The sequence below is a fragment of the Acidovorax sp. 99 genome, assembly GCF_003096455.1.
Taxonomy (GTDB): Bacteria; Pseudomonadota; Gammaproteobacteria; order Burkholderiales; family Burkholderiaceae_C; genus Acidovorax; species Acidovorax delafieldii.
The window spans coordinates 1,806,208-1,830,275 of record NZ_QEKU01000001.1; the positions used below are offsets into that span (position 1 = coordinate 1,806,208).

The window sequence follows — 24,068 nt, forward strand, 5'->3', positions numbered from 1 at the left end:
GAGGTATGGATTGGATTGTGAAAAACCGGCCCTTGGCTGTTGGTGCCAAAACGGCACCAGGTCGTGCTGATTCGCGATGCCTGCCACGGGGAAACCCGCAGGTCTCTCACCGTGGACACGCGCTCATCAGCGCTGCGCCAGGGCCTTCCACAGCGCCTCGGCCAGCGGCCCCAGGCGGCGCTTGGGGCGGTACAGGCGCACGTCAAAACGCACCTCCATGCGGGCGTCACCCGCCAGCGCGAGGCGCTGGGCCTTGCAGTCGGCAAACACCATGGACCAGGGCAGCCACGCAACACCCAGGCCTTTTTGCACGTATTCGTAGTGGGCGTCGGCCGAGTCGCACTCCACCACGCGCTGCAGCCGGGGCGCATGGGGGTTGTGCGCCAGGTGGTCTTCCACCAGCCGCCCCAAGGCCAGCTGGGGGGCGTAGGCCAGGTAGGGCACCCGCGTGGCGTCGGGCCCGAACCGGTGCAACGCCTGTCCCTGCGCCGTGGCGCGCGAGACGGGCACCAGCCGGTCGGAGGCCACCGTCAGGTGCGTGAACTGCCGCGCATCGAGCCGGATGGCCAGAGCCGGGTGGTGGTACACGAGCGAAAAATCAGCCTCGTTGCGCTCCAGCATGCCCACGGTGTCGGCCAGCGCCCGGGTGCGAATGCACAGCTCGCCGCCTTGCAAAATGGGCTGCAGGCGCACCAGCCAGTCGGCCACCACGGTGCGCGCCAAGGTGCGGCCCGTGGCCAGGGTCACGGTGCGGGCCTGCCGCCCGGCCAGGCTTTGCAGCTCCTCGTGCGACTGGGTGAGGTTGCGCACCATTTGCCCGGCGGTGTCCAGAAAACTTTGCCCGGCGGGCGTGAGGGTGACGGGGCCGCCGCTACCGCGCTCCACCAGCGGCGTGCCTGCCCAGGCCTCCAGCGCGCGGATGCGCCGGCCAAACGCGGGGTGGGTGACATGCCGCAGCTCCGCCGCGCGGGTGAAGCTGCGCTCCTGCGCCAGCACGATGAAGTCTTCCAGCCATTTCAACTGCATCGTCGGCTCCTGAAGGGGCGGCTGTCCGGTCGGTGGGCTGGTGCCTGGGCTGTGCCAGCCCCGTTAGAGGACCAGACACCGCGGTCGGAGTGAGAGCGCTCAGCCCCGGGCAGCTTCCAGAACGCCTCGGGTGCGCATGGCTTCTGCACGCGCGGCCGCAGCAAAGTCCTCGCCTTTGGACGCGTAAAGAATGGCCCGCGACGAGTTCACGATGATCGGCCCGTCACTGCGCAGCCCGGCGCGCACGGTGGCGGCGGCATCACCACCCTGGGCACCCACGCCCGGAATCAGCAGCGGCAGCGTGGGCGCGATGGCACGTACGCGCTCGATCTCCTGCGGGTAGGTGGCGCCCACCACCAGGCCGAGCTGGCCGTTCTTGTTCCAGGGGCCTTGCGCCAGACGCGCCACATGCTCGTACATGAGCGGCTGGCCCTCGACGCTGGCCAGGCGCTGGGTCTGCAGGTCGTCGCCGCCGGGGTTGGAGGTGCGGCAGAGCAAAAACGCGCCCTTGCCGTGGTAGGCCAGATAGGGCTCGATGGAGTCGAAGCCCATGAAGGGCGACAGCGTGACGGCATCGGCACCGTAGCGCTCGAAGGCCTCCTTGGCGTACTGCTCGGCCGTGGAGCCGATGTCGCCGCGCTTGGCGTCCAGGATCACCGGCACCTGCGGTGCGTTGGCCCGCATGTGCTGCATCAGGCGTTCGAGCTGGTCCTCGGCACCATGCGCGGCAAAGTAGGCGATCTGCGGCTTGAAGGCACACACCAGGTCGGCGGTGGCGTCCACGATGGCCGCGCAAAAGTCATAGATCTTGCGGGGGTCGCCCTGCATCGCGGCGGGAAACCGCGTGGGTTCAGGGTCCAGGCCCACGCACAGCAGGGAGTTGTTCTGTGCCGTGGCGTCGCGCAGCATGTCGGTGAAGTTCATGGGGCGTGATTTTAGGTGGGTGGGCACGGGATGCCCCCGCCGAGGACCGTGATCGTCAAGGAGAGGCGCTGTGCAGTGGAGATTTCAGGCACCCCGGGGTGTGCCGACGGGCAACAAAAAAGGCCGTCGAGACGGCCTTTTTGCGGTAGCACAGGGAGCAACAAGTCCCTGGTGAGAACGAAAGATCAGCGGGGCACAGCCAACAGGCGTTGCACGTCGCGGTCGTTGGGCAGCGCGTAGTCGTAGCCACGCACGATGCGGCTGTCTTCGGTGCGCACGAGCTTCAGGCTCACGTAGGTGTAGTTGGCGGCCGCAGAGTAGGTACCCACCAGCACCAGGGAGGCATTGTGGTTGCGGGCAATGTCCTTGATCTCACGCGACAGCAGCAGCTCGCCCTGGCCTTCGCGCACGAACACGTCACCGCGCAGCTTGATTTCCTTCACGTTGAAGCCGCTGGCAGCCATGCTGGTGGCGTACTGCTCGGACAACGTGCGGCCCAGCGGGGCGGCGCGGCTGAGGTCGTTGACGTTGACCACGGTGGCCACGAGCACGGGCCCGCCACCCAGCGAGTTCATGTCGAAACCGGTGGTCAGCTTGGTCACCGCGTCGCGGCTGCTCTGGATGAACTGGCTGCTGGCGGCTTCCTGGTAGGTGGGCTCGACGCGCACCGGCGCGGCATTGTTGGCGCAACCGGCCAGCACGGCACCGGCCAGCACCGTCAAAAGAAGTGCAGGGGTTTTCATTGCGAGACAACCTTCATGTTGACGTTCTTGTACGAGGGGCGCGTGAACAATGGAGTGTCAGCGTTTTCCAGGTAGTACACGTCGGTCTTGCGAGCCAGGTACTGGCCGCCGCGCGTGACGGTGGTGGTCAGGATCAGCTCGGTGTTGGTCGGGCCACCGGAGTTGATGCTGTTGGCATAGTCGGCGGCGATCGACAGACCCAGGCCTGCGGCCAGCTGGGCGTCGATGTGCTCATGGCGCAGACCGTACGCGGCAAACAGGCCTGCAGCCAGCATGGTGAACTGACCAGGGATGAAATGCGGGCGGTCGCTGTTGTGACGCACGACCTGGATACCGTAGGAGACTTCCAGGGCCTGGCCCAGGTTCTGCTGCACCACGGCGCCGTTCTGGACCAGTTTGGTGATCAGGAACTCGCGGAAGGCGGTTTCAAACTGCGTGGCATTGGCGGGCAATGACACATGCAGGGGGGTGTTGGGGGCCACGCCGGCCTTGTCCAGGGTGCCCAGCGTCTGATTGACCACATCGCGCGAGACCAGGTCCCAATGTCCGGCGGAGCGAACCTTGGGCTGCGAGGTGTACTCGAAATTTTCCGCGACGGGAATAGGCGCCCTCTGTGCGCACCCCACCAAAGTTGCCACAGCGCCAGCCAGCACGGCCAAGCTGATTGCCTTTGAAAACGACATGATTCCCTCCTACGGACTGAATTTGCGAGGATCCGAACAGATGCGACCCGCACGATTGAAAAATAATTCTGGGCGGTATCCTCAACAAAAACAAGAAAAAATTACGCTAACTACGCTCCGGCGTACACAGTTCGTTGTTTTTGGTCACAGTTGTGTGCCGATGCAAGGCGTGTAAGCAGGCAGAGTCACCTTTGCGGTGGCCCGCCTTGCATTTGCTTACACGGAAGCGGCTGCGCGCTGCTCCAGGATGTCAAAAGCGGGCAGCTTTTTGCCTTCCAGCACTTCCAGGAAAGCGCCGCCACCGGTGGAGATGTAACCCACTTGCTTATCGATGCCGTACTTGGCAATGGCGGCCAGCGTGTCGCCACCGCCCGCGATACTGAAGGCCGAGGATTCGGCAATCGCCTTGGCGAGTTGCTTGGTACCGTTCTCAAAGGCAGCAAACTCGAACACGCCCACGGGGCCATTCCAGACGATGGTGCCAGCAGACTTGAGCTGGGCTGCGAGGCGGGCAGCCGTCTCGGGGCCAATGTCCAGGATCATGTCGTCGGGCGCCACGTCCGTGGCGGCCTTCACCGTGGCGGGGGCATCCGCAGCAAAGGTCTTGGCCACGACCACGTCGGTGGGAATCGGCACCTCGGCGCCACGCGCCTTCATGGCAGCCATCACGGACTTGGCGGCGTCCAGCAGATCGGGCTCAGCCAGGCTCTTGCCGATGGGCAGGCCTGCCGCCAACATGAAAGTATTGGCAATGCCGCCGCCCACGATGAGCTGGTCCACCTTGTCGGCCAGGCTTTGCAGGATGGTGAGCTTGGTGGACACCTTGGAGCCCGCCACGATGGCCGCCAGCGGGCGCTGGGGATGCGCCAGGGCCTTGGTCAGGGCATCGATCTCGGCCGACAGCAGCGGGCCGGCGCAGGCAATGGGGGCGTACTGCGCGATGCCGTAGGTGGTGCCCTCGGCGCGGTGGGCGGTGCCAAATGCGTCGTTCACGAAGATGTCGCACAGCGCGGCCATCTTGCGGGCCAGCTCTTCCTTGTTTTTCTTCTCGCCCACGTTCAGGCGGCAGTTTTCCAGCAGCACGATCTGGCCGGGGGCCACTTGCACGCCGTCCACCCAGTTGGCAACCAGCGGCACATCACGGCCCAGCAGCTCGGCCATGCGCTTTGCAACAGGGGCCAACGAATCTTCGGGCTTGAACTCGCCTTCGGTCGGGCGGCCCAGGTGGCTGGTCACCATAACTGCGGCACCGGCGTCCAGGGCCATGCGGATGGCGGGAATGGAGGCGCGGATGCGGGTGTCTTCGGTGATGTTGCCGGCATCGTCTTGCGGCACGTTCAGGTCGGCGCGGATGAAAACGCGCTGGTTGCTGGCCTTGCCCTGGGCGCACAGATCGGAAAAGCGAAGGATGTTCATGGAGGGAGGTTTCCTGGAGGGGCCGGTGGATCAGGGGCGCCATTTTAGGCGGCCATGCTGACGCGGCCCGGCGCCACCAGCACCTACCAGCCCCATCCGATGTGCAGTGGCAGGTATACCGCCATACCCACCAAAATGGTGCCCAGAATGCCCCGGCGCCAGAAGTAATACGCGCTGGCGAACAGCACGGCCGGCAGGCGGGCGTCCATGAAGGTGTCGATCAACTCACCCTGCACCATGAGGATCTCGGGCGCGATGACGGCGGTGAGCGCGGCCAGCGGGGCATATTTGAGGCCCCGCTTGAGCCAGTCGGGCAGGGGGAGCTCACGCTCCGGGATCATGAAGAAAGAGCGCGACACCACCGTGATCACTGCCAGCCCCACAGTGGCCAGCACGGGATAGATCCAGGACCAGCTCATGGATGGCGCTCCTCGCGCAGCGGCACCACGTCGCCCGCCTCGACATGCTCGCGCTCTTCCGGCGGGATGACGCTGTCGGCGGGCACCAGCAACAGCTCAGGCTGGCGACGGCGGCGGTCCACCGCCTCCATCAGCAGTCCCGCCGCCACGGCGGCCGCCAGCGCCACCAGGATGTTGAGCTTGAGCGGCAAGGCAAACGCGGCAATCGCGGCCGTGGCCGCAACGCCCGTAGCGAGCCAGGTGGCCCGGTCGAACAACAGGGACAGCAGCACGCCCAGCAACGCCAGCACCCCCGCAAAACCCAGTCCCCAGGACAAGGGCACGGCGTTGGCCAGCAGGATGCCGGCGATGGACGGTACCTGCCATGCCAGCCAGTTGGTGGAGGCAGCGCCCCAGAAGTACGGCACTTGTTCTGGCGCAGGTCGGGGTTCCGGGAAGCGCGTCATGAACGCCACATAGATCACGTCCCCGCTGAAATACCCCACGGCCAGGCGTTGGCGCAGCGGCAGGTGCGCAAAGTAGCTGCGCCACATGCTGCTGAAGATCACAAACCGCAGGTTAACGCAGGCCGCCGTGAGCCACACCACCCACAGCGGCGCGCCCACGGACAGCAGCGGAATCACGGCAAGCTGGGCGCTGCCGGCATACACCAGCAGCGACATGAACACCGCCATGCCGACGGACATGCCACTCTTGACCATGGCCACCCCGGTGACCAACCCCCAGGCGGCGATGCCCAGCGACGTGCCCGCCATATCGATGGCAGCCATACGGAAAGAGGGGTGGCGCAGTGTCCGGCCCAAGGCAGCAGACACGCTCATGCAGGGTTGGCGCCCAGCACCATGCCCGGCTGCAGGTCAAAGCCGCGCAAGAAATCAGCGGCCACCAGCCGCTTGCCGCCCGCCCGCTGCAACGTGGTCAGTCGCAAGGCCGTGCCGCTACCGCACGCGACAGTCACTCCGGCGCCATCTGCAGCCAAAATCTGCCCGGGGCGCTGGTTGGATATGCCTTGAACGCTATCAATTGCATAGCTCCAGATTTTGATCGTCTCGCCGTTGCACTCGGTGCTGGCCCCCGGGAAGGGATCGAACGCGCGAATGCGCTGGCCAATGACTGCGGCAGGCAGTGTCCAGTCGATCGTGCTCTCGGCCTTTTCGATCTTGTGGGCGTAGGTGATGCCGTCTGCCGGTTGCGGCACAGCAGTGAGGCCACCGCAGGCGGCCAGCTCCAGCGCCTCGACGATCATGCGACCGCCCAGCGCGGCGAGGCGGTCGTGCAGGGTGGCTGTCGTATCGCCCGGGGCAATAGGCAGGCGCTCGGTCAGCAGCATGTCGCCCGTGTCCAGCCCTGCATCCATCTGCATGATAGTGACGCCGGTTTCGGCATCACCTGCCTCGATGGCGCGGTGAATGGGGGCGGCGCCGCGCCAGCGCGGCAGCAGGCTCGCGTGGATGTTCAGGCAACCCAGGCGCGGTAGATCCAGGGTCCACTGCGGCAGGATCAGCCCGTAGGCGGCCACCACCATCACATCGGCCTGGGCTGCGAGCAGGGCTTCGCGCGCCGCAGCGGCATCCTCGGGGTATTTGCCATCCAGGCGCAGGCTGCGGGGCTGTGCGACAGCAATGCCGTGCTCCAGTGCGCATTGCTTCACAGGCGAAGCCTGCAGCTTCATGCCACGGCCAGCGGGGCGATCCGGTTGGGTCAGAACCAGTGGAACGGTGAAGCCTGCAGACAACAGCCGCTCCAGGGCCACACGGGCGAATTCGGGGGTACCAGCAAAAATGACTCTCATGAAAGCAGATAGCGGCTCAGGTGGGCACGGGACTCAGTGGCCCAGCAGGACCACCCAACCAGTCAATCGCGCGCGTTGTCAAAATTCGGCAGTTCGTCGGTGAACAACACCTGGCGCACCACCCCTTGGCGATCCAGGTGCACATGGGCCTGTCGCAGGTCCGAGTTCTGCCGGAAGCGGTAGGTCCAGATATCACCATCAAAGCGCGCCACCTGCTCAACACGCAAGGGCATTCCGAAGGTGTTTTGCAGGTCGGCACGGGTCCAGGTGCCCACGGGCAGGTTCTCGAATCGCTGCTGCGTGAGCACCTGCTCGTTGCGCACCAGGCGGCCGCTGGCATCAAAGTCGAGGTTGTAGGCGGCAAACCCGGCGGGTAATTCCGAGTACAGCAGCCGCTCGCCAGAGGGCAGCGCTACCGTGGCGGTTGGCGGGCCCAGGCGAGCAATCACTTCGGCCCGCAACGCGCCGGGCCGTTCGCGGGCCGGCAGCACACAGCCCGCCAACTGGCAAGCCAGCGCAACCAGCGCCAGCACTCTGACGCCCCAGCGGACGCAGAGCGCTGCGCGCATCACCCGCGCGCCTCCCGCTGCTGCTTGACCATCTTGGTCTTGATGCGGTTGCGCTTGAGGGGGGAGAGGTATTCCACAAACACCTTGCCCATCAGGTGGTCCATCTCGTGCTGGATGCAAACCGCCAGCAGTCCGTCGGCCTCGATGACGCGGGACTGGCCCTGGGCGTCCAGCGCCCGCACATGCACCGCGTCAAAACGCTCCACGCCGTCATAAACGCCAGGCACCGACAGGCAGCCTTCTTCGTTCAGGTGCTTTTCGGCGCTGGTCCAGACCAGTTCGGGGTTGATCAGCACCAGGGGCTGATCGCGCTCCTCCGACACGTCGATGACCACCAGCCGCTCATGCACATCCACCTGGGTGGCCGCGAGGCCAATGCCGTGCGCATCGTACATCGTGGCCAGCATGTCGGCCACCAGCGTGCGGATACGGTCGTCCACCGCCTGGACGGGGCGGGCGACCTTGTGAAGCCGGGGGTCCGGGTAACAGAGAATGGGAAGGATTGCCATGGCTGCAGGTAAGAGATGTCGCTATTTTCGCCACTTTTGCGGCCTACTGCCGCCCTGCGAGCCAATAATCGTTGCCGAATCAAGGGCTTGAGCAGAGAATCTAAGAAGCTTTGTAACGTATTTGCCCGGCCGCACGCCTGCTTTGTGCGCCGAGGTGCCAGCGAGGGGGCGTTTCCCAATGCATGAGAAAAGGAACAACATGACGGCATTCACCAGCGTGCGGCGGACCGCCCTGGGCGCGCTCACGATCATTGCTGGCGCCCTGCTGGTCATGCCGGCCCAGGCGCAGAATTACCCCATCTCCAGCGGCCAGCGCGCCACGGCACAGCAAGTGTCCGAGCGGGGAGTGCCCCTGGAAGAGCTGGCCCCCAACGCCCCCGACACCTACACCGTCAAGCGGGGCGACACGCTGTGGGGCATTTCGGGCATGTACCTCAAGCGCCCCTGGCGCTGGCCCGAGCTCTGGGGCATGAACCTCAAGGCCATCCCCAACCCGCACCTGATCTTCCCTGGCCAGACGCTGTACCTCATCAAGGAAGGTGGCTACGCCCGCCTGAGCACCAGCCGCTCGAACGAACCCGAAACCGTGCGTATCTCGCCCCGCACGCGCAGCGACAGTCTGGCCGATTCCGCGCTGCCCACACTTAAGCAGCACCTCATTGAGCCGTTCCTGGTCGAGCCGCTCGTGGTGGACGAACAAGTGCTGCTGAGCGCCCCACGCGTGATCGCGACCACGGAAGAGCGCGTGCTGATGGCGGCAGGTGACCGCGTTTATGTGCGCGGAGACGCCGCGTCGCCAATGCTGGCAGAGGCGGGCGAACCCCGGTACTACCGTGTGTTCCGCAATGCCGTGGCGCTCAAGGATCCCGTCACGGCCGAAGTGCTGGGATACGAAGCCCAGTACCTGGGCAAGGCGGAGCTGGTGCGTGGCGAGTCGTTCGAAGAAATTCCAAACGGCAAGGGTGGATACACGGCGGAGTACATCCCCGCCACTGTGGATCTGTCGGCCACCAAGGAGGAAGTCCGCGCGGGCGACCGCCTGCTGCCCGCACCCGCCCGCCCGTTCCTGAGCTACACCCCCCGCGCCCCCGAGATGGAAGTGGATGCCCGAGTGGTGTCCATCTATGGCAGCTCGGCGGTGGCCTACGCGGCCCAGAATCAGGTAGTGGCCATCAACATGGGTTCGCAGGACGGACTGGAGCCCGGCCATGTGCTCAGCTTGCTCACCAAAGGCGACCGCATCAAGGACATGACCGACAGCAACAAGGCGATGGTTAAGCTGCCCAGTGAAGTCAACGGCACCGCCATGGTGTTCCGCACCTTCGAGCGCGTGTCCTATGCGCTGCTGCTGGAAATCCGCAACGGCGTGCGCGTCGGCGACCGATTGGTCAACCCCAAGTAACGCGGAGGGCCGGCAGCAAGTATCGCCGCGCGGGGTTCCTGCGCTGCGGTAGTCACGTTGCTGCGCCGTACTGGCATCCATGGACCACGACGAGCTCGGCGCCTGGCTGCGGCTGACCTTGACGCCAGGCATTGGCAACGGTGCCGCGCGGCGTCTGCTGGCACGCTTTGGCTTGCCGCAATCCATCTTTCAGCAGACCGAAGCCGCCCTGCAACTCTGTGTGCCCGCCGCGCAGGCCAAGGCGTTGCGCGAGATTCCGCAGGGGTGGGAAGCCCTGTGGCAGACCACCGCCCAATGGCTTGCCAACACTACGCCACAAGCCCCCGCGCGCGCCATCGTGAGCCTGGGCGACCTGCGCTATCCGCGGGCCTTGCTGGACACGGAAGACCCACCGCTGCTGCTCTACCTCATGGGCCCGGCATCACTGCTGGAGCACCAGCCTTTTCCCAGTGATCGGTGTCTCGCTGTGGTCGGGAGCCGCAACCCCACCGCCCAGGGCGCCGAGAACGCTCGCCTGTTTGCCCGGGCGCTGCACAGCGCAGGCTTGACCATCGTGTCGGGGCTTGCGCTGGGGGTAGACGCTGCCGCCCACGAAGGCGCGCTGGACTCGGCGACGCCCCCTTGCGCAAGGGCCGCCACCATCGCCGTGGTAGGCACCGGGCTCGACCGCGTGTATCCGCGCAAGAACCTGGGCCTGGCCCATCGCATTGCCGCACACGGACTGATCGTCAGCGAGTACCCCCTGGGTACTCCACCGCTGCCAGGCAACTTTCCCAAACGCAACCGCATCATTTCGGGCCTCTCGCAGGGCACGCTGGTGGTGGAAGCCGCACTGGCATCGGGCTCGCTGATCACAGCCCGCATGGCGGCCGAGCAGGGGCGTGAAGTGTTTGCCATTCCAGGTTCCATTCATGCACCGCAGTCACGCGGCTGCCATGCGCTGATCCGTCAAGGCGCCAAGCTGGTGGAGTCTGCCCAGGATGTACTGGAAGAACTCAAGATCCCCGCCACCACCATGTCCGGCATGCCCCACGAAGGCGCGAACGCCGCAGGAGTCGCTGTATCGGACGGCAGCGAAGACCCCGTGCTCGCCGCCTTGGGCTACGACCCCATGGGGCTGGATGCTCTGGTCGCCCGCACGGGCATGGGCGCATCGGCCTTGCAGGTGGCCCTGCTGGAACTGGAACTCGATGGCAGCATTGCGCGGTTGCCGGGGGGATTGTTTCAGCGGGTCGGCAGGGGCTAGCTGATCGCTCCGTGATCGCCCGGGGCCAGAGGGGCGCAACGGATGCCAACACGCATCCCGGATAAGCGCCTGTTGACGATCTCACAGGAGATCTCACACAGGCTCTGAGCAACGCCTGCGGGGACTCAGTCCAGCAATCGTTCCGGGTTGGCGTCCAGCTTGGCCAGGGCATCGCGCGTGGCGCGCAACGTGAGTCCTTCCTCGTCCTGGGCCACCAGCAAGCCAGCCTGCAGGTACGCCGCCAGGCGGCGCAACTGGATCAGGTAACTGCTACCATCCACCGCAGCAAACAGGTGCAACTGCTTGCGCTGGCTTTGCCAGGCGTACTGCACCTGGGCCGATGCGCCGTTGTGGTCCAGCGTGTACCAGGTGCCAGGCTGCAGATCCTGCGCCCAGGCTACCATGGCATCGTCCACCGGAGCACCGTTGTCAGCAATCACGTGGATGGACGAGGCGTCGATGCCCAGCATCATCTCGATGTTGTCCGCATTGAGCGGCATGTCGCCCAGCGTGGCATCACTGATGAAGTCTTCGAGGTTGGCCAGGCGTTTGGCCATGGCATCGATGTGCGCCTGGGGAATGGACGCCGTCTTGGACAAAAAGGCGTCGGCCAGGGTGTCTGTCAACACTTTGACCTGCGCATCCTGCGCCGCGCCGTTCACGCCCAGCAGGGTCAGCCCTTGGCGCAGGCGTTGCAGCAGCGCGGGCAGGTTCTGGATGACCTGGGCCCGGTCGCTGCGATTGGGTTTGGCGCTGGCGGCCCAGACGAGGTCTGCTGCCGTGCGCTTGAAGGCCACCGTGTCGGCATGTTGAGGGCCATCACGCACGGCCGACAGCGCCAGCACCTCGGCCCACGTCTTGAACAGGAACTCGCGGATCTCGTCGCGCACCGGCATGTCGCGCAACATGGTGCGCAGCTCGATGGTGTACTGGATCGCCAGCGTTTCCCGTTGCTCGACCTGCTGGGCGACGCTCACCAGGCGCGAGGTGACCTGCTTTTCGGTCAGGAACTTGGCCAGGAATTTCTCGAACTCGTCATAGACGAGCTGGAAGACGCGGCGTCCGGTCTCGGGGTACTGCTCGATCACCTGCACCACACGGCGAATCTCGGCTTCCAACGCGCTGCCATTGATGCTGGTTGCGTCAAAACCGAGTACGCAGGCCCCCATGCGATCGATCAGCTTGCGGGCGGGATGGTCGAGATTGCTGAAAAATTCGGGCTCAGCCAAGGCCACACGCAGCACCGGCACCTGCAGCCGGGCAAACCACACCCGCACGGCGGGCGGTATCCGATCCTCTGCGAGGATGCTCTGGAACATCAACGCCACCACCTCGATGATGGCCTTCTCGCCCGAGGTGGTCGCTTTCTTCTTGAGTTCGGTGGAGCGCTCCCGCACGGCGCCCACCAACTGGACCACGGCTGCAGGGCTGTAGTCCTCCATCAGCGTGGCCACGCCGCTGTAGTAGGTGTCCGCATGCACGCGGTGCGCCGTGAGTGCATGGGCCAGCGCGGCCGAAGCGGGGGGCGCATTCACCATGTCAAAGCCGGTGGCGGGCTGCGTGAGCAGCCGCCGCAACTGCCCCATCACACCCTGCGCACGCTGGCGTGCCCGGGCCAAGGGCGTCATGCCCGTGGCAAAGGCCGTGGGCATTCCGTGTGGTGGCCGGGGGTAGCCGCCATGTCCGGGGGGCGGCATCTGCGTGCCCGGTGGCCCCATCGGCCGAGCCCCAGCGGGCATGCCGGGAGGCGGCTGCATTCCTGCGCGCGCGGCCATCATGGCCTGGCGGGTCTGCGCCAGGGCTTGCGAAGCCAGGCCCCCGGAACCCGAATCGCCCCCGCCACTGCCCGTGGCGGTGCCACCCTGCGTGCGGCGCACCTTGGATTTGAGATCGACCTGCGGCGTGATGCCCTGCTCTACGTAGAACACGTTGACTGCCTGGTAGTGCTTCTGAAGCAGGTTGGCCAGCTCGCGCTGCAGGGGGTCCACCACGGTTTGCAGGTCCGTGCGGGGTAGCCCTGCCTCCACCCATTGTTCCACCAGCAACAGACATACCGTGTCGGGTCGCAGGATGTCGCTACTGTCCAGCTCCTGCCCCTCCAGCGACTGGGTGCGCTGGCGCAAGGTGTCGAACTGATGGCTGACCTGCTCGTTCACCGTCAACGCCATGCGCGAGGCGAGGATCTTGTTCTCGACCACATCGTCGCTGAGCAGCTCGAACTGACTGAGCCCACCACCACCAGCCGCCAGCTGGCCACGTGTAGAGCTGACGTGGGGAGCCAGCGCCTCTTGCCAGGCCTTGCCGGCGCGCTCCGTCCATGCGGAATGTTTTTGCTGGTACAGAAGCCACGCATCCCGGCGCGACTGCATCTCGCGGGCTGTGCCCGTCTGGTTCATCAACGCGGTGAGGAAGTCCTGGACGGTCTTGTCCAGATCCACCAACCCTCCACAGATCCCCTCTACAAACCGCTGGCGCGCCTGGCGGGCCAGGCGGCGTTGCGGAACAGAAGGGGGCGTGGTGTGCATGAACAGATATTAGCGGGTCAGACGGTAGCTCCGGCATGGGGATCGTTGGGATCCCCCTCCTTTTTGGCGGGCTTGACGAGGTCCTCGCGCTTGACGCCCAGCCACATGGCAATAGCCGCCGCCACGAACACCGAGGAATAGATACCGAACAGGATACCGATGGTCAGCGCCAATGCAAAGTAGTGCAAGCTCGGGCCGCCAAAGAAGAACATCGACAGCACCATCGCCTCGGTGGAGGCGTGGGTGATGATGGTTCGACTCATCGTGCTGGTGATGGCGTGGTCGATCACTTCGTGCGTGGTCATCTTGCGGTACTTGCGGAAGGCCTCGCGGATCCGGTCGAAGATCACGACCGATTCGTTCACCGAGTAACCCAGCACGGCGAGCACGCCGGCGAGCACCGACAGCGAGAACTCCCACTGGAAGAATGCAAAGAAACCCAGGATGATCACCACGTCGTGCAGGTTGGCAATGATTGCGGCGACGCCGAATTTCCACTCAAAGCGGAAGGCCAGGTAGATCACGATGCCCACGACCACCATGGCCAGCGCCATCAGGCCGCCGTGCACCAGTTCCTCGCCCACCTGCGGACCTACAAATTCGGTGCGACGCAAGGTCACTGCGGGGTCTGCAGCCTTCAAGGCGCCCAGGACCTGCTCGCTCTGCTGTGCGGATGTCACGCCCTTTTGCACGGGCAGGCGGATCATCACGTCACGCGAGGTGCCGAAATTCTGCACCTGCACGTCGGGGTAGCCCAGTGCGGCTACGGTGTCGCGGACCTTAGCCAGTTCGGCGGGCTGGCTATAGGCCACTTCCATCACGGTGCCGCCCGTGAACTCCACCGACAGGTGCAGCCCACGCGTAAGCAGGAAGAACACCGCCAGAGCGAAAGTGATGAAGGAGATCGCGTTGAAGACCAACGCGTGCTTCATGAAAGGGATGTCTTTGCGGATACGGAAGAATTCCATGGTCTTCCTCCTTTAGTTCGTCTTGGCCACAGCACTATCGGACTCAGGCTTCCACACCTGACCGATGGCCACGCTCTTGAGCTTCTTCTTGCGGCCGTACCACAGGTTCACCAAGCCACGCGAGAAGAACACGGCCGAGAACATGCTGGTCAGGATGCCGATGCAGTGCACCACAGCAAAGCCACGCACCGGGCCGGAGCCAAACGCCAGCAGCGCCAAGCCCGCGATCAAGGTGGTCACGTTCGAGTCCAGGATGGTGGCCCAGGCACGCTCATACCCTGCGTGGATGGCCGCCTGGGGCGACACACCCTCGCGCAGCTCTTCGCGGATGCGCTCGTTGATCAGCACGTTGGAGTCAATCGCCACACCCAGCGCCAGCGCCATGGCCGCAATGCCGGGCAAGGTCAGCGTGGCCTGCAGCATGGACAAGATGGCCAGCAGCAGCAGCACGTTCACCGCCAGCGAGACGGTGGAGAAAATGCCGAACAGTGCGTAGTAGATGCACATGAACACTGCAATGGCCACCATGCCCCAGACCACGCTGTGGATGCCGCGCTCGATGTTGTCGGCGCCCAGGCTCGGGCCGATGGTGTATTCCTCGATGATTTCCATGGGCGCGGCCAGCGAGCCGGCGCGCAGCAGCAGGGCGGTGTCATTGGCCTCGGCCGTGGTCATGCGGCCCGAGATCTGCACGCGGCCGCCACCGATTTCGGAGCGGATCACAGGTGCCGTAACCACCTCGCCCTTGCCCTTTTCGAACAGCACGATGGCCATGCGCTTGCCCACGTTTTCGCGCGTGATGTCCTTGAAGATGCGGGAGCCCTTGGCGTCCAGCGTCAGATTGACGGTGGGCTCTTGGGTCTGGCCGTCAAAGCCCGGCTGCGCATCGGTCAGGTTTTCGCCGGTCAGGATGACCTGCTTCTTGACGATGACGGGCTGGCCGTTGCGTTCCAGGTAGCGCTCGGAGCCGAAGGGCACGGGGCCACGGCCTGTCTCTGCCGAGCGGGCTTCGGTGCCTTCGTCCACCATGCGCACTTCCAGCGTGGCCGTGCGGCCCAGGATGTCCTTGGCCTTGGCGGTGTCCTGCACGCCGGGCAGCTGCACCACGATGCGGTCTAGGCCCTGCTGCTGGATCACGGGCTCGGCCACGCCCAGCTCGTTAATGCGATTGTGCAGCGTGACCATGTTCTGCTTGAGCGCCTGCTCCTGCACCCGGCGCGTGGCTTCGGGCTTGATCGATGCACGCAGCTTGAATTCGGTGCCTTCGGGCGTGGTAGTGACCTGCAGATCGGCGAACTGGTCGGCGATCAGGTTGCGCGCGGCCGTGGCCGTGGCTTCATCGCGCACCTTGATGTCGATGGATTGGCCGTCGCGGCTGATGCCGCCATGGCGGATATTCTTGTCGCGCAGTGCGGTGCGGATGTCACCCGCATAGGACTCCGCCTTCTTGGTCAGCGCCGCCTGCATGTCCACCTGCAGCATGAAGTGCACGCCGCCGCGCAGGTCCAGCCCCAGGTACATCGGATTGGCGTGCAGGGCCTTGAGCCACAACGGCGAGCGCGACACGAGGTTGAGGGCCACGATGTAGGAAGGGTCGTTGGCGTCAGGCACCAGCGCCTTCTGGATGGCGTCCTTGGCCTTGAGCTGGGTGTCGGGCGTGTCGAAGCGCGCGCGCACCGAGTTGCCCTCCAGCGCCACAAAGTCAGGTGTCACACCGGCGGCCTTGAGGGCTTCTTCCACCCGCTGCTGCACGGCGGTATCCACCTTGATGGTGGCCTTGGCCGACGACACCTGCACAGCAGGCGCCTCGCCAAAGAAATTGGGCAGGGTGTACAAGGCCCCCACCAGCAGCACGATCACCAGGATCGCGTACTTCCAGACCGGATAACGGTTCATGATCGCGCTCTCACCTCAGTTGTGCAGGCGCCCTACGCGCCCGCGCCCCCTGACCCCGCGCCCGGACGGGCCGGGGCGCGCAGCGCCTCAGGGGGATGTTCATGGATTACTTGACGGAGCCCTTGGGCAGCACCTGCACCACAGCGCTGCGCTGCATTTGCACTTCCACGCCACTGGCGATCTCGATGTGCAGAAACCCTTCGGACAGGCGCGTCACCTTGCCCACGATGCCACCGGCGGTAGCCACTTCATCGCCCTTGGCGATGGCGTCGATCATGGCGCGGTGTTCTTTCTGGCGCTTCATCTGGGGGCGGATCATGACGAAGTACAGCACCACAAACATGAGCACCAGGGGCAGCATGCCGGTCAGAGAGGACATGATGTCACCGCCGCCAGCGGCTGCGGCAGGTGCGGTTTGGGCGAAAGCGGAAGAAATAAACACGGACTGGACTCCACAACGGATGGTCAAAATTCACACAACCCGCCCACACCACGCGCCAAGCGCCTGCGGGGGCAGAACAGGGCATTGTATGCGGCGCCTTGAGCGCCGCCCAAGGGGGAAGACCCAAGCGCGCAGCGGGTGTTTGCCACCTGCGGGCCCCACAAGGGCCTGCCAGCGGAAATACAGGCCAAAAACGGGTGATGCGCTAGGGATTCATGCCTCGATAGCTACACTATTAATAGCAAAAGCCCGCACAGAGGCGGGCTTTTGTGGGAGACACTGACGGCAGAAGGACCTATCAGGCGACCTGACGCTGGACCGGGGCGCTCGTGCGCCACTGGGCCATCAGGCCGTCCCACTTGGGACGCGCCGCCTTCAGGTGCCGTTCCTTCACGTGGCCGTAACCACGGATCTCTTCGGGAATGCGGGCAATTTCCACCGCCAAGGCCAGGTTGTCAGCGTTCAGGCGGGCCAGCAGCTCGTCGACGCAGGCGCGGTATTCGACGATCAGTGCACGCTCCATGCGGCGCTCCTCAGTCTTGCCGAAGATGTCCAGTGCCGTGCCGCGCAGACCTTTCATCTTGGCCAGCACGCCGAAGGCGCTGCGCATCCAAGGGCCAAACGGCTGCTTCACCAGCTCGCCCTTGTCGTTCTTCTTGGCGGTCAGGGGCGGTGCCAGGTGGTGCACCAGCTTGTAATCGCCTTCGAACATGTTCGCGATCTTGTCCGTGAAGGCCTTGTCGGTGTGCAGGCGCGCCACTTCGTACTCGTCCTTGTAGGCCATGAGCTTGAACAGGTAGCGGGCCACAGCCTCAGACAGGCGGGTGCCGCTGCCCAGTTTTGCTTCCGCCGCCTTCACTTTCTCGACGAAGGCCTGGTACTCGGAAGCGTAAGCGGCGTTCTGATAACCCGTCAGGAACTCCACGCGCTTGGCCACCATCTCGGCCAGCGACGGTTTCTTGACGAACTGGATCACTTGCGCGGCCTGGAACAGCGCCTGCACCGCCGCCAGGTCGTGCGCGCAGCGGCGGCCCCATTCAAACGCTGCCTTGTTGTTGTCCACCTGCACGCCGTTCAATTCCATGGCGCGCATCAGGGATGCGTGGGTAAGTGGCACGCGGCCCTTTTGCCAGGCGTAGCCCAGCATCAGCGGGTTGGTGTAGATGCTGTCGCCCAGCAGCTGGGTGGCCACTTGCTCAGCGTCAAAGCTGCCCACACCTGCCGCGCCTACGGCGGTGGCAATGGCGGCGTCGCAGTTGCCCCCAGGGAACTGCCAGTCCGGGTTGTTCACAAACGCCGCCGTGGGCGTGCTATGGGTGTTGAGCGCCACAAAGGTGCGGCCGGGCTGCATGACAGCCAGGGTGTACTTGTGCGCGGCCACGATGGAGTCGCAGCCGATCACCAGGTCGGCCTTGGCGGTATCAACCTTGGTGGTGTAGATGGCGTCGGGGCGATTGGCAATCTGGATGTGGCTCCAGGTAGCGCCGCCCTTTTGCGCCAGGCCCCCGGCGTCCTGCGTGATCACGCCCTTGCCGTCCAGGTGCGCGGCCATGCCCAGCAGCGAGCCGATGGTGATCACGCCCGTGCCGCCCACACCGCCCACCACAATGCCCCAGGCGCTTTCAGCCACGGGTAGCACGGGCTCAGGAATGGAGGGCAGCGCCGACAGGTCGCCCTTCTTCTCCTTCTTGGGCTTCTTGAGCTGGCCACCTTCCACCGTGACGAAGCTCGGGCAGAAGCCGTTGACGCAGGAGTAGTCCTTGTTGCAGGTGCTCTGGTTGATGCGGCGCTTGCGGCCGAACTCGGTCTCCACGGGCTCCACGCTCAGGCAGTTGGATTTGGTCGAGCAGTCGCCGCAGCCCTCGCACACCAGGTCGTTGATGACCACGGTCTTGTCAGGGGTGGCCAGCTTGCCGCGCTTGCGACGGCGGCGCTTTTCGGTGGCGCAGGTCTGGTCGTAAATGATGGCCGTGCAGCCCTTGATCTCGCGGAACTGGCGCTGGATGGTGTCCAGCTCGTCGCGGTGGTGCACCGTCACGCCATCGGCCAGGGCCACACCGTCGTATTTGTGCGGCTCGTCCGTCACGATCACGAGCTTTGCCACACCTTCGGCCTTGAGGCTGTTCATGATCTGCAGCACCGAGTGGCCCTCGGGCCGCTCGCCCACCTGCTGGCCGCCGGTCATGGCCACGGCGTCGTTGTAGAGCACCTTGTAGGTGATGTTCACACCCGCCGCAATGCTCTGGCGAATGGCCAACAGGCCGCTGTGGAAGTAGGTGCCGTCGCCCAGGTTGGCAAAGATGTGCGCGTCCGTGGTGAAGGGCTGCTGGCCCACCCAGGTCACGCCCTCGCCGCCCATTTGCGTGAAGGTGCTGGTGCGGCGGTCGGGCATCCAGTTGACCATGTAGTGGCAGCCAATGCCGGCGACGGCGCGGGAGCCCTCGGGCACACGGGTGCTGGTGTTGTGCGGGCAGCCGCTGCAGAACCACGGAGCGCGTTCGCCCGTGTCCACCTTCAGCTCCGTCATGGCGCGCTCGCTGGCGTCGATGATGGCCAGGCGCGCCTCCATGCGGGCCACGATGTCAGAGGGCACACCCAGCTTCTTGAGGCGCTTGGCAATTGCCTTGGCGATGATGGCGGGCGTGAGGTCGGCCTTGGCGCGCAGCAACCAGTTCTGGCTGGGGTTGGGCATACTCCATTCGCCGCCGGTGGCGTCGCCCTCGGGCTCGTCGAACTTGCCCAGCACGTTGGGACGCACATCGGGGCGCCAGTTGTACAGCTCCTCCTTGAGCTGGTATTCGATGACCTGGCGCTTTTCCTCGACCACCAGAATCTCTTGCAGGCCTTGCGCAAAGTCGCGGGTGATGGTGGCTTCGAGCGGCCACACCACATTGACCTTGTGCACGCGGATGCCCAGCTGGCGGCAGGTGTCGTCATCCAAGCCCAGGTCCACCAGCGCCTGCCGGGTGTCGTTATAGGCCTTGCCGCTGGCGATGATGCCGAAGCGGTCCTGTTTGCCTTCGATGACGTTGTAGTTGAGCTTGTTGGCGCGGATGTACGCCAGGGCTGCGTACCACTTGTAGTCCATGAGGCGTGCTTCCTGCTCCAGCGGCGCGTCGGGCCAGCGGATGTGCAGGCCGCCGGGCGGCATCACGAAGTCCTCGGGCAGGATGATCTTCACGCGGTCCGGGTCGATGTTGATGCTGCTGGACGACTCCACCACCTCCTGGATGGTCTTCATGCCCGACCACACACCCGAGAAGCGGCTCATGGCAAACGCATGCAGGCCCATGTCCAGAATCTCTTGCACGCTGCTCGGGAAGAACACCGGCGTGCCGCAGGCCTTGAAGATGTGGTCGCTCTGGTGCGCGGCCGTGCTGCTCTTGCTGATGTGGTCGTCGCCGGCAATGGCAATCACGCCGCCGTGCTTGGCGGTGCCCGCCATGTTGGCGTGCTTGAACACGTCCGAGCAGCGGTCCACGCCCGGGCCCTTGCCGTACCAGATGCCGAACACGCCATCGAATTTCTTGCTTTGGGGGTACAGGTCCAGCTGCTGCGTGCCCCACACCGCGGTGGCGCCCAGCTCTTCGTTCACACCGGGCTGAAAGACGATGTTGTTGGCCGCCAGGTGCTTCTTGGCGGCCCACAGCGCCTGGTCGTACGTGCCCAGGGGCGAGCCCCGGTAGCCACTGATGAAGCCCGCTGTATTGAGCCCCGCCGCCGCATCGCGCTGGCGCTGCAGCATGGGCAGCCGCACGAGGGCCTGCACGCCGCTCATGAAGGCGCGGCCCTCGCCCAAGGTGTATTTGTCATCCAGAGTGACCGTCTCTAGCGCTTTGCGGATGGACTCGGGCAGGGGGGCGTTCATGGCTATGTCTCCAATGGCTTTTGTGGGGTCCGCGCCTTGTGGGCACGCTGGGGCAGCACATGCGGCCCGTTTAGGGCCACGGCACTAATGTGCAGGTAAGTGTATGTCTGCGCCGCTGATATGTCTTTGCGTTCTGTGCCGTGTTTAGGCTATTCTGAGAAAGGATCTTTCTCATTTCGGCCACTTTGTGAACACTCTCGACAAATTCGATATCGCCATCCTCAACGAGCTGCAGGCTGACGCCCGACTGACAAATGCCGAGCTGGCCCAGCGGGTGGGCCTGTCGGCCGCACCCTGCTGGCGCCGCGTGCGGGCGCTGGAGGAGCAAGGCTTCATCAAGGGCTACCGCGCAGAAATCGACCGGCACAAGATCGGCCTCGGGGTACTGGCCTTCGTGCGGCTGGATGCGGACCGCAGCACGGGCAACCTCACGCGCAAGATGGAGGAAGCCATCCGACAGATTCCGGAAGTGGTGTCGTGCCACTACATCAGCGGCACCGGCACCTTCGAGCTGCAGGTGGTGGCACGGGATCTGGACAGCTTCTCGCAGTTTGCGCGCGACGTGCTGCTGAACCTGCCCAACGTGAAAGACATGCACACCAGCTTCTCACTGGGTGAGGTGAAGGCCAGCGGGGCGCTGCCGCTGACACACCTCACACGCACACGGGCTTGAAGGCGCGCCGCTCTGGCTCTGCTGGCTCCAAAAGGCAGGGCAGATTGGGGCCACGCCTCATTTCATGAGCGCCTCAGCGCGGCCACAGCGCCCAAAGGCGCAAGTTCTGCTTGAGCCGGCCCGCGATGTCACCCGCCTCTGGCCCCCAACCCGTGAAATAGTCCGCACGCACTGCACCGAGGATGGCGCTGCCCGTGTCCTGTGCGAGCACCAGGCGGTTGAGCTGCACCTGCGGGCCGGACGAGGCCAGCCACACGGGGGTGCCGTAGGGAATGCTCTGCCGGTCCACCGCAATCGATCGGCCCGGCGTCAGGGGCACGCCCTGCGCACCACGCGGGCCAAACCCGGCGTCCAGCGGGCTCAAAGGCTCTTCGCGGAAGAACACATAGCGCGGGTTGCTCCACAACAGCTCATTGGTGCGCTGGGGGTTCGCGGCCACCCAGGCGCGGATGCCCGGCCAGGTCGCATCGCGCGTCAGGCCCTGGTCCAGCAGCCAGCGGCCCACGCTCTGGTAGGGCTGGTCATTGGTGCCTGCGTAGGCCACCCGCACCAGCGAGACCGAGCCATCGGGCTCGGTGATGCGCAGACGGCCCGACCCCTGGATGTGCAGCACCATGGACTCGATGGGATCACGCAGCCACGCAATGGCCCGGCCCGCGAGCGCGGCCTGGGCCTCCGGCAGGGTGTCAATCTGCTGGCGGGTGTACCAGGGCTTGCGCGCCCCCAGGCTGGCGGGTACCCGGTAGATCGGCACCGTGAACCCATTGCCGGGCTGGCGGGCCGCATCCATCATGGGTTCGTAGTAGGCCGTCAGCAAACCATCGGCGTTGCCGTCAGTGGCCTCAACGCGATAGGGCTGCAGGCGTGCGATGAGCCAAGCACGCTGCTCATCGGCCGTGGCAATGCTCAGCTGCCGGACCTCGCTGCACAACGCAGTGAAGGGCGGCTGGGGCCGCTCGCAGCTCTTGATCCACGCGTTCCAGGCTTCGTGCAGCGCGTCTTCGGTAAAGCCCGGCAGCTCGGCCCAGCGCACGGGAATCCAGCGACTTTTGGGCTGCGCCATGGGCGATGGCAGCGGGCCGGTGTCGCCCGGCAGCACCACCGCACTGGGCGGCAGCGGCGCAGGAGTGCCCCCAGGGCGTGCGGGGACTGGGGCAGGGGGCGTGGAGCAGGCGGCCAGCGTTCCTACAATCAGCGCGGTCAACGCAACGCGCAGGAGTGTCAATTTCATGGGGCTGATTTTGCTTGAAGCGCTGCTGGCGCTGGTGGTACTGGTGGCTATCGTGTGGTGGACCATGTTCTCGGGTCGCAAGGGAGGGGAACTGAAGTCCCCACCGCCCGCCGACAGCGACAAGCATCCGCCAGCGCCTTGAACGGGCAGTGAGTTGCGCCCCAGGGACGGCCCTGTCCTACAACCGATGGGCCAGCGCGCCGATGGCACAGCTTCATCGCGGGCCCCACGATGGCGTGAGCTGGGTGATGCCACTGCACGGGACGCGATAACGCTCCGACAGCGCGGCGGGTGCAAGGCCCACCCACCCAGCGCCACCGCTTTTTCAAGGAGCACACACATGCGCACACACATTCAAATTCTCGGCGCTGCCGCCGCCATCGTTCTGGTCACCGGATGCGCCAACATGGACGACACCCAACGCCGTACGGCCACCGGAGCTGGCATTGGGGCGCTGGCAGGCGCGGTCATAGGCTCCGCGACCGGCGGCAGCGCCGGGACCGGCGCCGTGGTGGGGGCCGGTGTCGGGGCACTGGGCACCTACATCTGGTCGCAAAACATGGAGCGCCAAAAGCGCGAGATGGAACAGGCCACCCAGGGCACCGGTATCGCCGTGACCCAGACGGCTGACAACCAGCTCAAGCTCAATATCCCCAGCGACATCTCGTTTGCCGTGGGCCGCTCGGACATCCAGCCCAACTTCGCGCCGGTCCTGGACCAGTTTGCCGCAGGCCTGCGCAACAACTCGAACAGTGACGTACGCATCGTGGGGCACACCGACAGCACAGGCAGCGATGCCACCAACAACCCCCTGTCGATGGACCGCGCCGCAAGCACCCGCAGCTACCTGACAGCGCGCGGTGTGGATGGCCGCCGCATCGTGATCGAAGGCATGGGCGAGCGTTACCCCATCGCTACCAACGATACCGCCGAGGGCCGTGCGCGCAACCGGCGGGTCGAGATTTTTGTGGGCGAACGACCGCGGGGCTGATCGCCCGGACTGCGAACTCCCCGCCAGAAGGTGGGCTCAGTTACCCGTGCGCAGCAGGTTGGCCAACTCCACAGCGGACTTGACCTGCATCTTGTCGAACACCCGTGAGCGGTGAACCTCGACCGTGCGCACGCTGATGTCGAGCTGGTCAGCGATGAGCTTGTTGGGAAGACCGGCGACCACTAGGTCCATCACATCGCGCTCCCGCTCGGTCAACTCGCTCAGCCGCACCTGCAAGTCACTGCGTTCGCGCACCTGGGCCAGCCGCTCGGCCGATTGGGCTAGTGCCTGCTCGATGCGGTCCACCAGCGCGTTGTCGGAAAACGGCTTCTCGCAAAAATCAAAGGCCCCCCGCTTGACGGTGTCCACAGCGGTGGGCACGTCCGCATGGCCGGTGAGAAAGATCACCGGCATGGTGGCCAAGTCGCCGCGCGCGGCCAGCACGTCAAAAAGTGCCAGCCCACTCATGCCAGGCATGCGCACATCCAGCAGCAGGCAACAGGGCTGGCGCTGGGGCGGCCGCTTTTGCAGCATGGCATCGAAGGCCTCGGCCGAATCAAAAGACTCGCTGGGCAACCTGCGCGAGCGCAGCAGCCAGGCCAGCGCCTCGCGCACGCTGGCGTCATCGTCCACGATGTACACGGTGGCGTTGGTGATGGGCTCCATAAATCAGTTCAGTGGTCCATTGCAATATCTGTCACGCGCACACGATGAAACCGCCAGGGCTCGGCAAAGGCTCATGCCA

The 24,068-nt window shown here is 65.2% G+C and carries 22 protein-coding genes; 5 read left to right on the forward strand and 17 right to left on the reverse strand.

From position 1 onward, the window contains the following. Nucleotides 1-126 precede the first annotated feature (126 nt). The 10 genes from C8C95_RS08505 to def all read right to left on the reverse strand — a co-directional run bounded on the left by C8C95_RS08505 (nt 127) and on the right by def (nt 8,081). Nucleotides 127-1,026: a LysR family transcriptional regulator gene (locus C8C95_RS08505; protein WP_116748284.1), complete on the reverse strand. Its 900-nt coding sequence runs from the start codon at nt 1,024-1,026 to the stop codon at nt 127-129. Nucleotides 1,027-1,125: 99 nt separating this feature from the next. Continuing rightward, on the reverse strand, nt 1,126-1,950 hold the full coding sequence (gene pyrF / locus C8C95_RS08510; protein WP_116748285.1) for an orotidine-5'-phosphate decarboxylase: 825 nt from the start codon (nt 1,948-1,950) through the stop codon (nt 1,126-1,128). 185 nt (nt 1,951-2,135) lie between these two features. Next, nucleotides 2,136-2,693, reverse strand: coding sequence for a FlgO family outer membrane protein (locus tag C8C95_RS08515; protein WP_116748286.1), 558 nt, complete (start codon nt 2,691-2,693; stop codon nt 2,136-2,138). Further along, nucleotides 2,690-3,376: a hypothetical protein gene (locus C8C95_RS08520; RefSeq protein ID WP_060985874.1), complete on the reverse strand. Its 687-nt coding sequence runs from the start codon at nt 3,374-3,376 to the stop codon at nt 2,690-2,692. Before C8C95_RS08520 ends, C8C95_RS08515 begins: the two co-directional genes overlap by 4 nt. A gap of 216 nt (nt 3,377-3,592) precedes the next feature. Then, complete coding sequence (locus C8C95_RS08525) at nt 3,593-4,792, reverse strand: phosphoglycerate kinase (RefSeq protein ID WP_116748287.1); 1,200 nt, start codon at nt 4,790-4,792, stop codon at nt 3,593-3,595. An 83-nt stretch (nt 4,793-4,875) separates the two neighbouring features. Then, nucleotides 4,876-5,211, reverse strand: coding sequence for an AzlD domain-containing protein (locus C8C95_RS08530; protein WP_015016233.1), 336 nt, complete (start codon nt 5,209-5,211; stop codon nt 4,876-4,878). Further along, complete coding sequence (locus C8C95_RS08535) at nt 5,208-6,032, reverse strand: AzlC family ABC transporter permease (protein ID WP_116748288.1); 825 nt, start codon at nt 6,030-6,032, stop codon at nt 5,208-5,210. The genes C8C95_RS08530 and C8C95_RS08535 overlap by 4 nt, the downstream gene beginning before the upstream one ends. Beyond that, nucleotides 6,029-7,003 carry a methionyl-tRNA formyltransferase gene (gene fmt / locus C8C95_RS08540; protein WP_116748289.1) on the reverse strand — a complete coding sequence of 325 codons (975 nt, stop codon included), beginning with the start codon at nt 7,001-7,003 and terminating at the stop codon, nt 6,029-6,031. Before fmt ends, C8C95_RS08535 begins: the two co-directional genes overlap by 4 nt. 62 nt (nt 7,004-7,065) lie before the next feature. Further along, nucleotides 7,066-7,572, reverse strand: a complete 507-nt coding sequence (locus tag C8C95_RS08545; RefSeq protein ID WP_116748290.1) for a hypothetical protein — start codon at nt 7,570-7,572, stop codon at nt 7,066-7,068. Next, the gene (gene def, locus C8C95_RS08550) at nt 7,572-8,081 is read right to left on the reverse strand and encodes a peptide deformylase (protein ID WP_116748291.1); all 510 of its coding nucleotides are present in this window, start codon (nt 8,079-8,081) and stop codon (nt 7,572-7,574) included. The genes C8C95_RS08545 and def overlap by 1 nt, the downstream gene beginning before the upstream one ends. A gap of 199 nt (nt 8,082-8,280) precedes the next feature. On the opposite strand from def, the gene C8C95_RS08555 reads away from it, so the two are divergent. Both C8C95_RS08555 and dprA read left to right on the forward strand, forming a co-directional pair. Then, complete coding sequence (locus C8C95_RS08555) at nt 8,281-9,483, forward strand: LysM domain-containing protein (RefSeq protein WP_116748292.1); 1,203 nt, start codon at nt 8,281-8,283, stop codon at nt 9,481-9,483. Between the two features lie 79 nt (nt 9,484-9,562). Then, entirely contained in the window at nt 9,563-10,729 is a 1,167-nt protein-coding gene (dprA, locus tag C8C95_RS08560; protein WP_116748293.1) for a DNA-processing protein DprA, read from the forward strand. A gap of 125 nt (nt 10,730-10,854) precedes the next feature. Here the strand turns inward: dprA and C8C95_RS08565 are convergent, their stop codons facing one another. The 5 genes from C8C95_RS08565 to C8C95_RS08585 all read right to left on the reverse strand — a co-directional run bounded on the left by C8C95_RS08565 (nt 10,855) and on the right by C8C95_RS08585 (nt 20,428). Then, entirely contained in the window at nt 10,855-13,254 is a 2,400-nt protein-coding gene (locus C8C95_RS08565; RefSeq protein ID WP_116748294.1) for a DUF1631 domain-containing protein, read from the reverse strand. 17 nt (nt 13,255-13,271) lie between these two features. Beyond that, complete coding sequence (secF, locus tag C8C95_RS08570; RefSeq protein ID WP_056742880.1) at nt 13,272-14,222, reverse strand: protein translocase subunit SecF; 951 nt, start codon at nt 14,220-14,222, stop codon at nt 13,272-13,274. Between the two features lie 12 nt (nt 14,223-14,234). Next, nucleotides 14,235-16,118 carry a protein translocase subunit SecD gene (secD, locus tag C8C95_RS08575; protein WP_099731794.1) on the reverse strand — a complete coding sequence of 628 codons (1,884 nt, stop codon included), beginning with the start codon at nt 16,116-16,118 and terminating at the stop codon, nt 14,235-14,237. A gap of 106 nt (nt 16,119-16,224) precedes the next feature. After that, nucleotides 16,225-16,560 (reverse strand): preprotein translocase subunit YajC, encoded by a 336-nt coding sequence (gene yajC, locus C8C95_RS08580; protein ID WP_015016243.1) that lies wholly within the window; start codon nt 16,558-16,560, stop codon nt 16,225-16,227. Between the two features lie 298 nt (nt 16,561-16,858). Beyond that, entirely contained in the window at nt 16,859-20,428 is a 3,570-nt protein-coding gene (locus C8C95_RS08585) for an indolepyruvate ferredoxin oxidoreductase family protein (RefSeq protein WP_116748295.1), read from the reverse strand. Nucleotides 20,429-20,615: 187 nt separating this feature from the next. On the opposite strand from C8C95_RS08585, the gene C8C95_RS08590 reads away from it, so the two are divergent. Next, nucleotides 20,616-21,101, forward strand: a complete 486-nt coding sequence (locus C8C95_RS08590) for an Lrp/AsnC family transcriptional regulator (protein WP_056067858.1) — start codon at nt 20,616-20,618, stop codon at nt 21,099-21,101. 73 nt (nt 21,102-21,174) lie between these two features. Here C8C95_RS08590 and C8C95_RS08595 read toward each other — a convergent pair whose 3' ends face one another. Beyond that, nucleotides 21,175-22,398: an MltA domain-containing protein gene (locus C8C95_RS08595; RefSeq protein ID WP_082522582.1), complete on the reverse strand. Its 1,224-nt coding sequence runs from the start codon at nt 22,396-22,398 to the stop codon at nt 21,175-21,177. On the opposite strand from C8C95_RS08595, the gene C8C95_RS23675 reads away from it, so the two are divergent. After that, nucleotides 22,331-22,474 carry a hypothetical protein gene (locus tag C8C95_RS23675; protein ID WP_165836524.1) on the forward strand — a complete coding sequence of 48 codons (144 nt, stop codon included), beginning with the start codon at nt 22,331-22,333 and terminating at the stop codon, nt 22,472-22,474. The two genes, C8C95_RS08595 and C8C95_RS23675, sit on opposite strands and share 68 nt — an antisense overlap. 198 nt (nt 22,475-22,672) lie before the next feature. Next, nucleotides 22,673-23,323 (forward strand): OmpA family protein, encoded by a 651-nt coding sequence (locus C8C95_RS08600; RefSeq protein WP_116748296.1) that lies wholly within the window; start codon nt 22,673-22,675, stop codon nt 23,321-23,323. 36 nt (nt 23,324-23,359) lie between these two features. Here the strand turns inward: C8C95_RS08600 and C8C95_RS08605 are convergent, their stop codons facing one another. Further along, nucleotides 23,360-23,989, reverse strand: a complete 630-nt coding sequence (locus tag C8C95_RS08605; protein WP_056067854.1) for a response regulator — start codon at nt 23,987-23,989, stop codon at nt 23,360-23,362. Nucleotides 23,990-24,068: the final 79 nt, after the last annotated feature.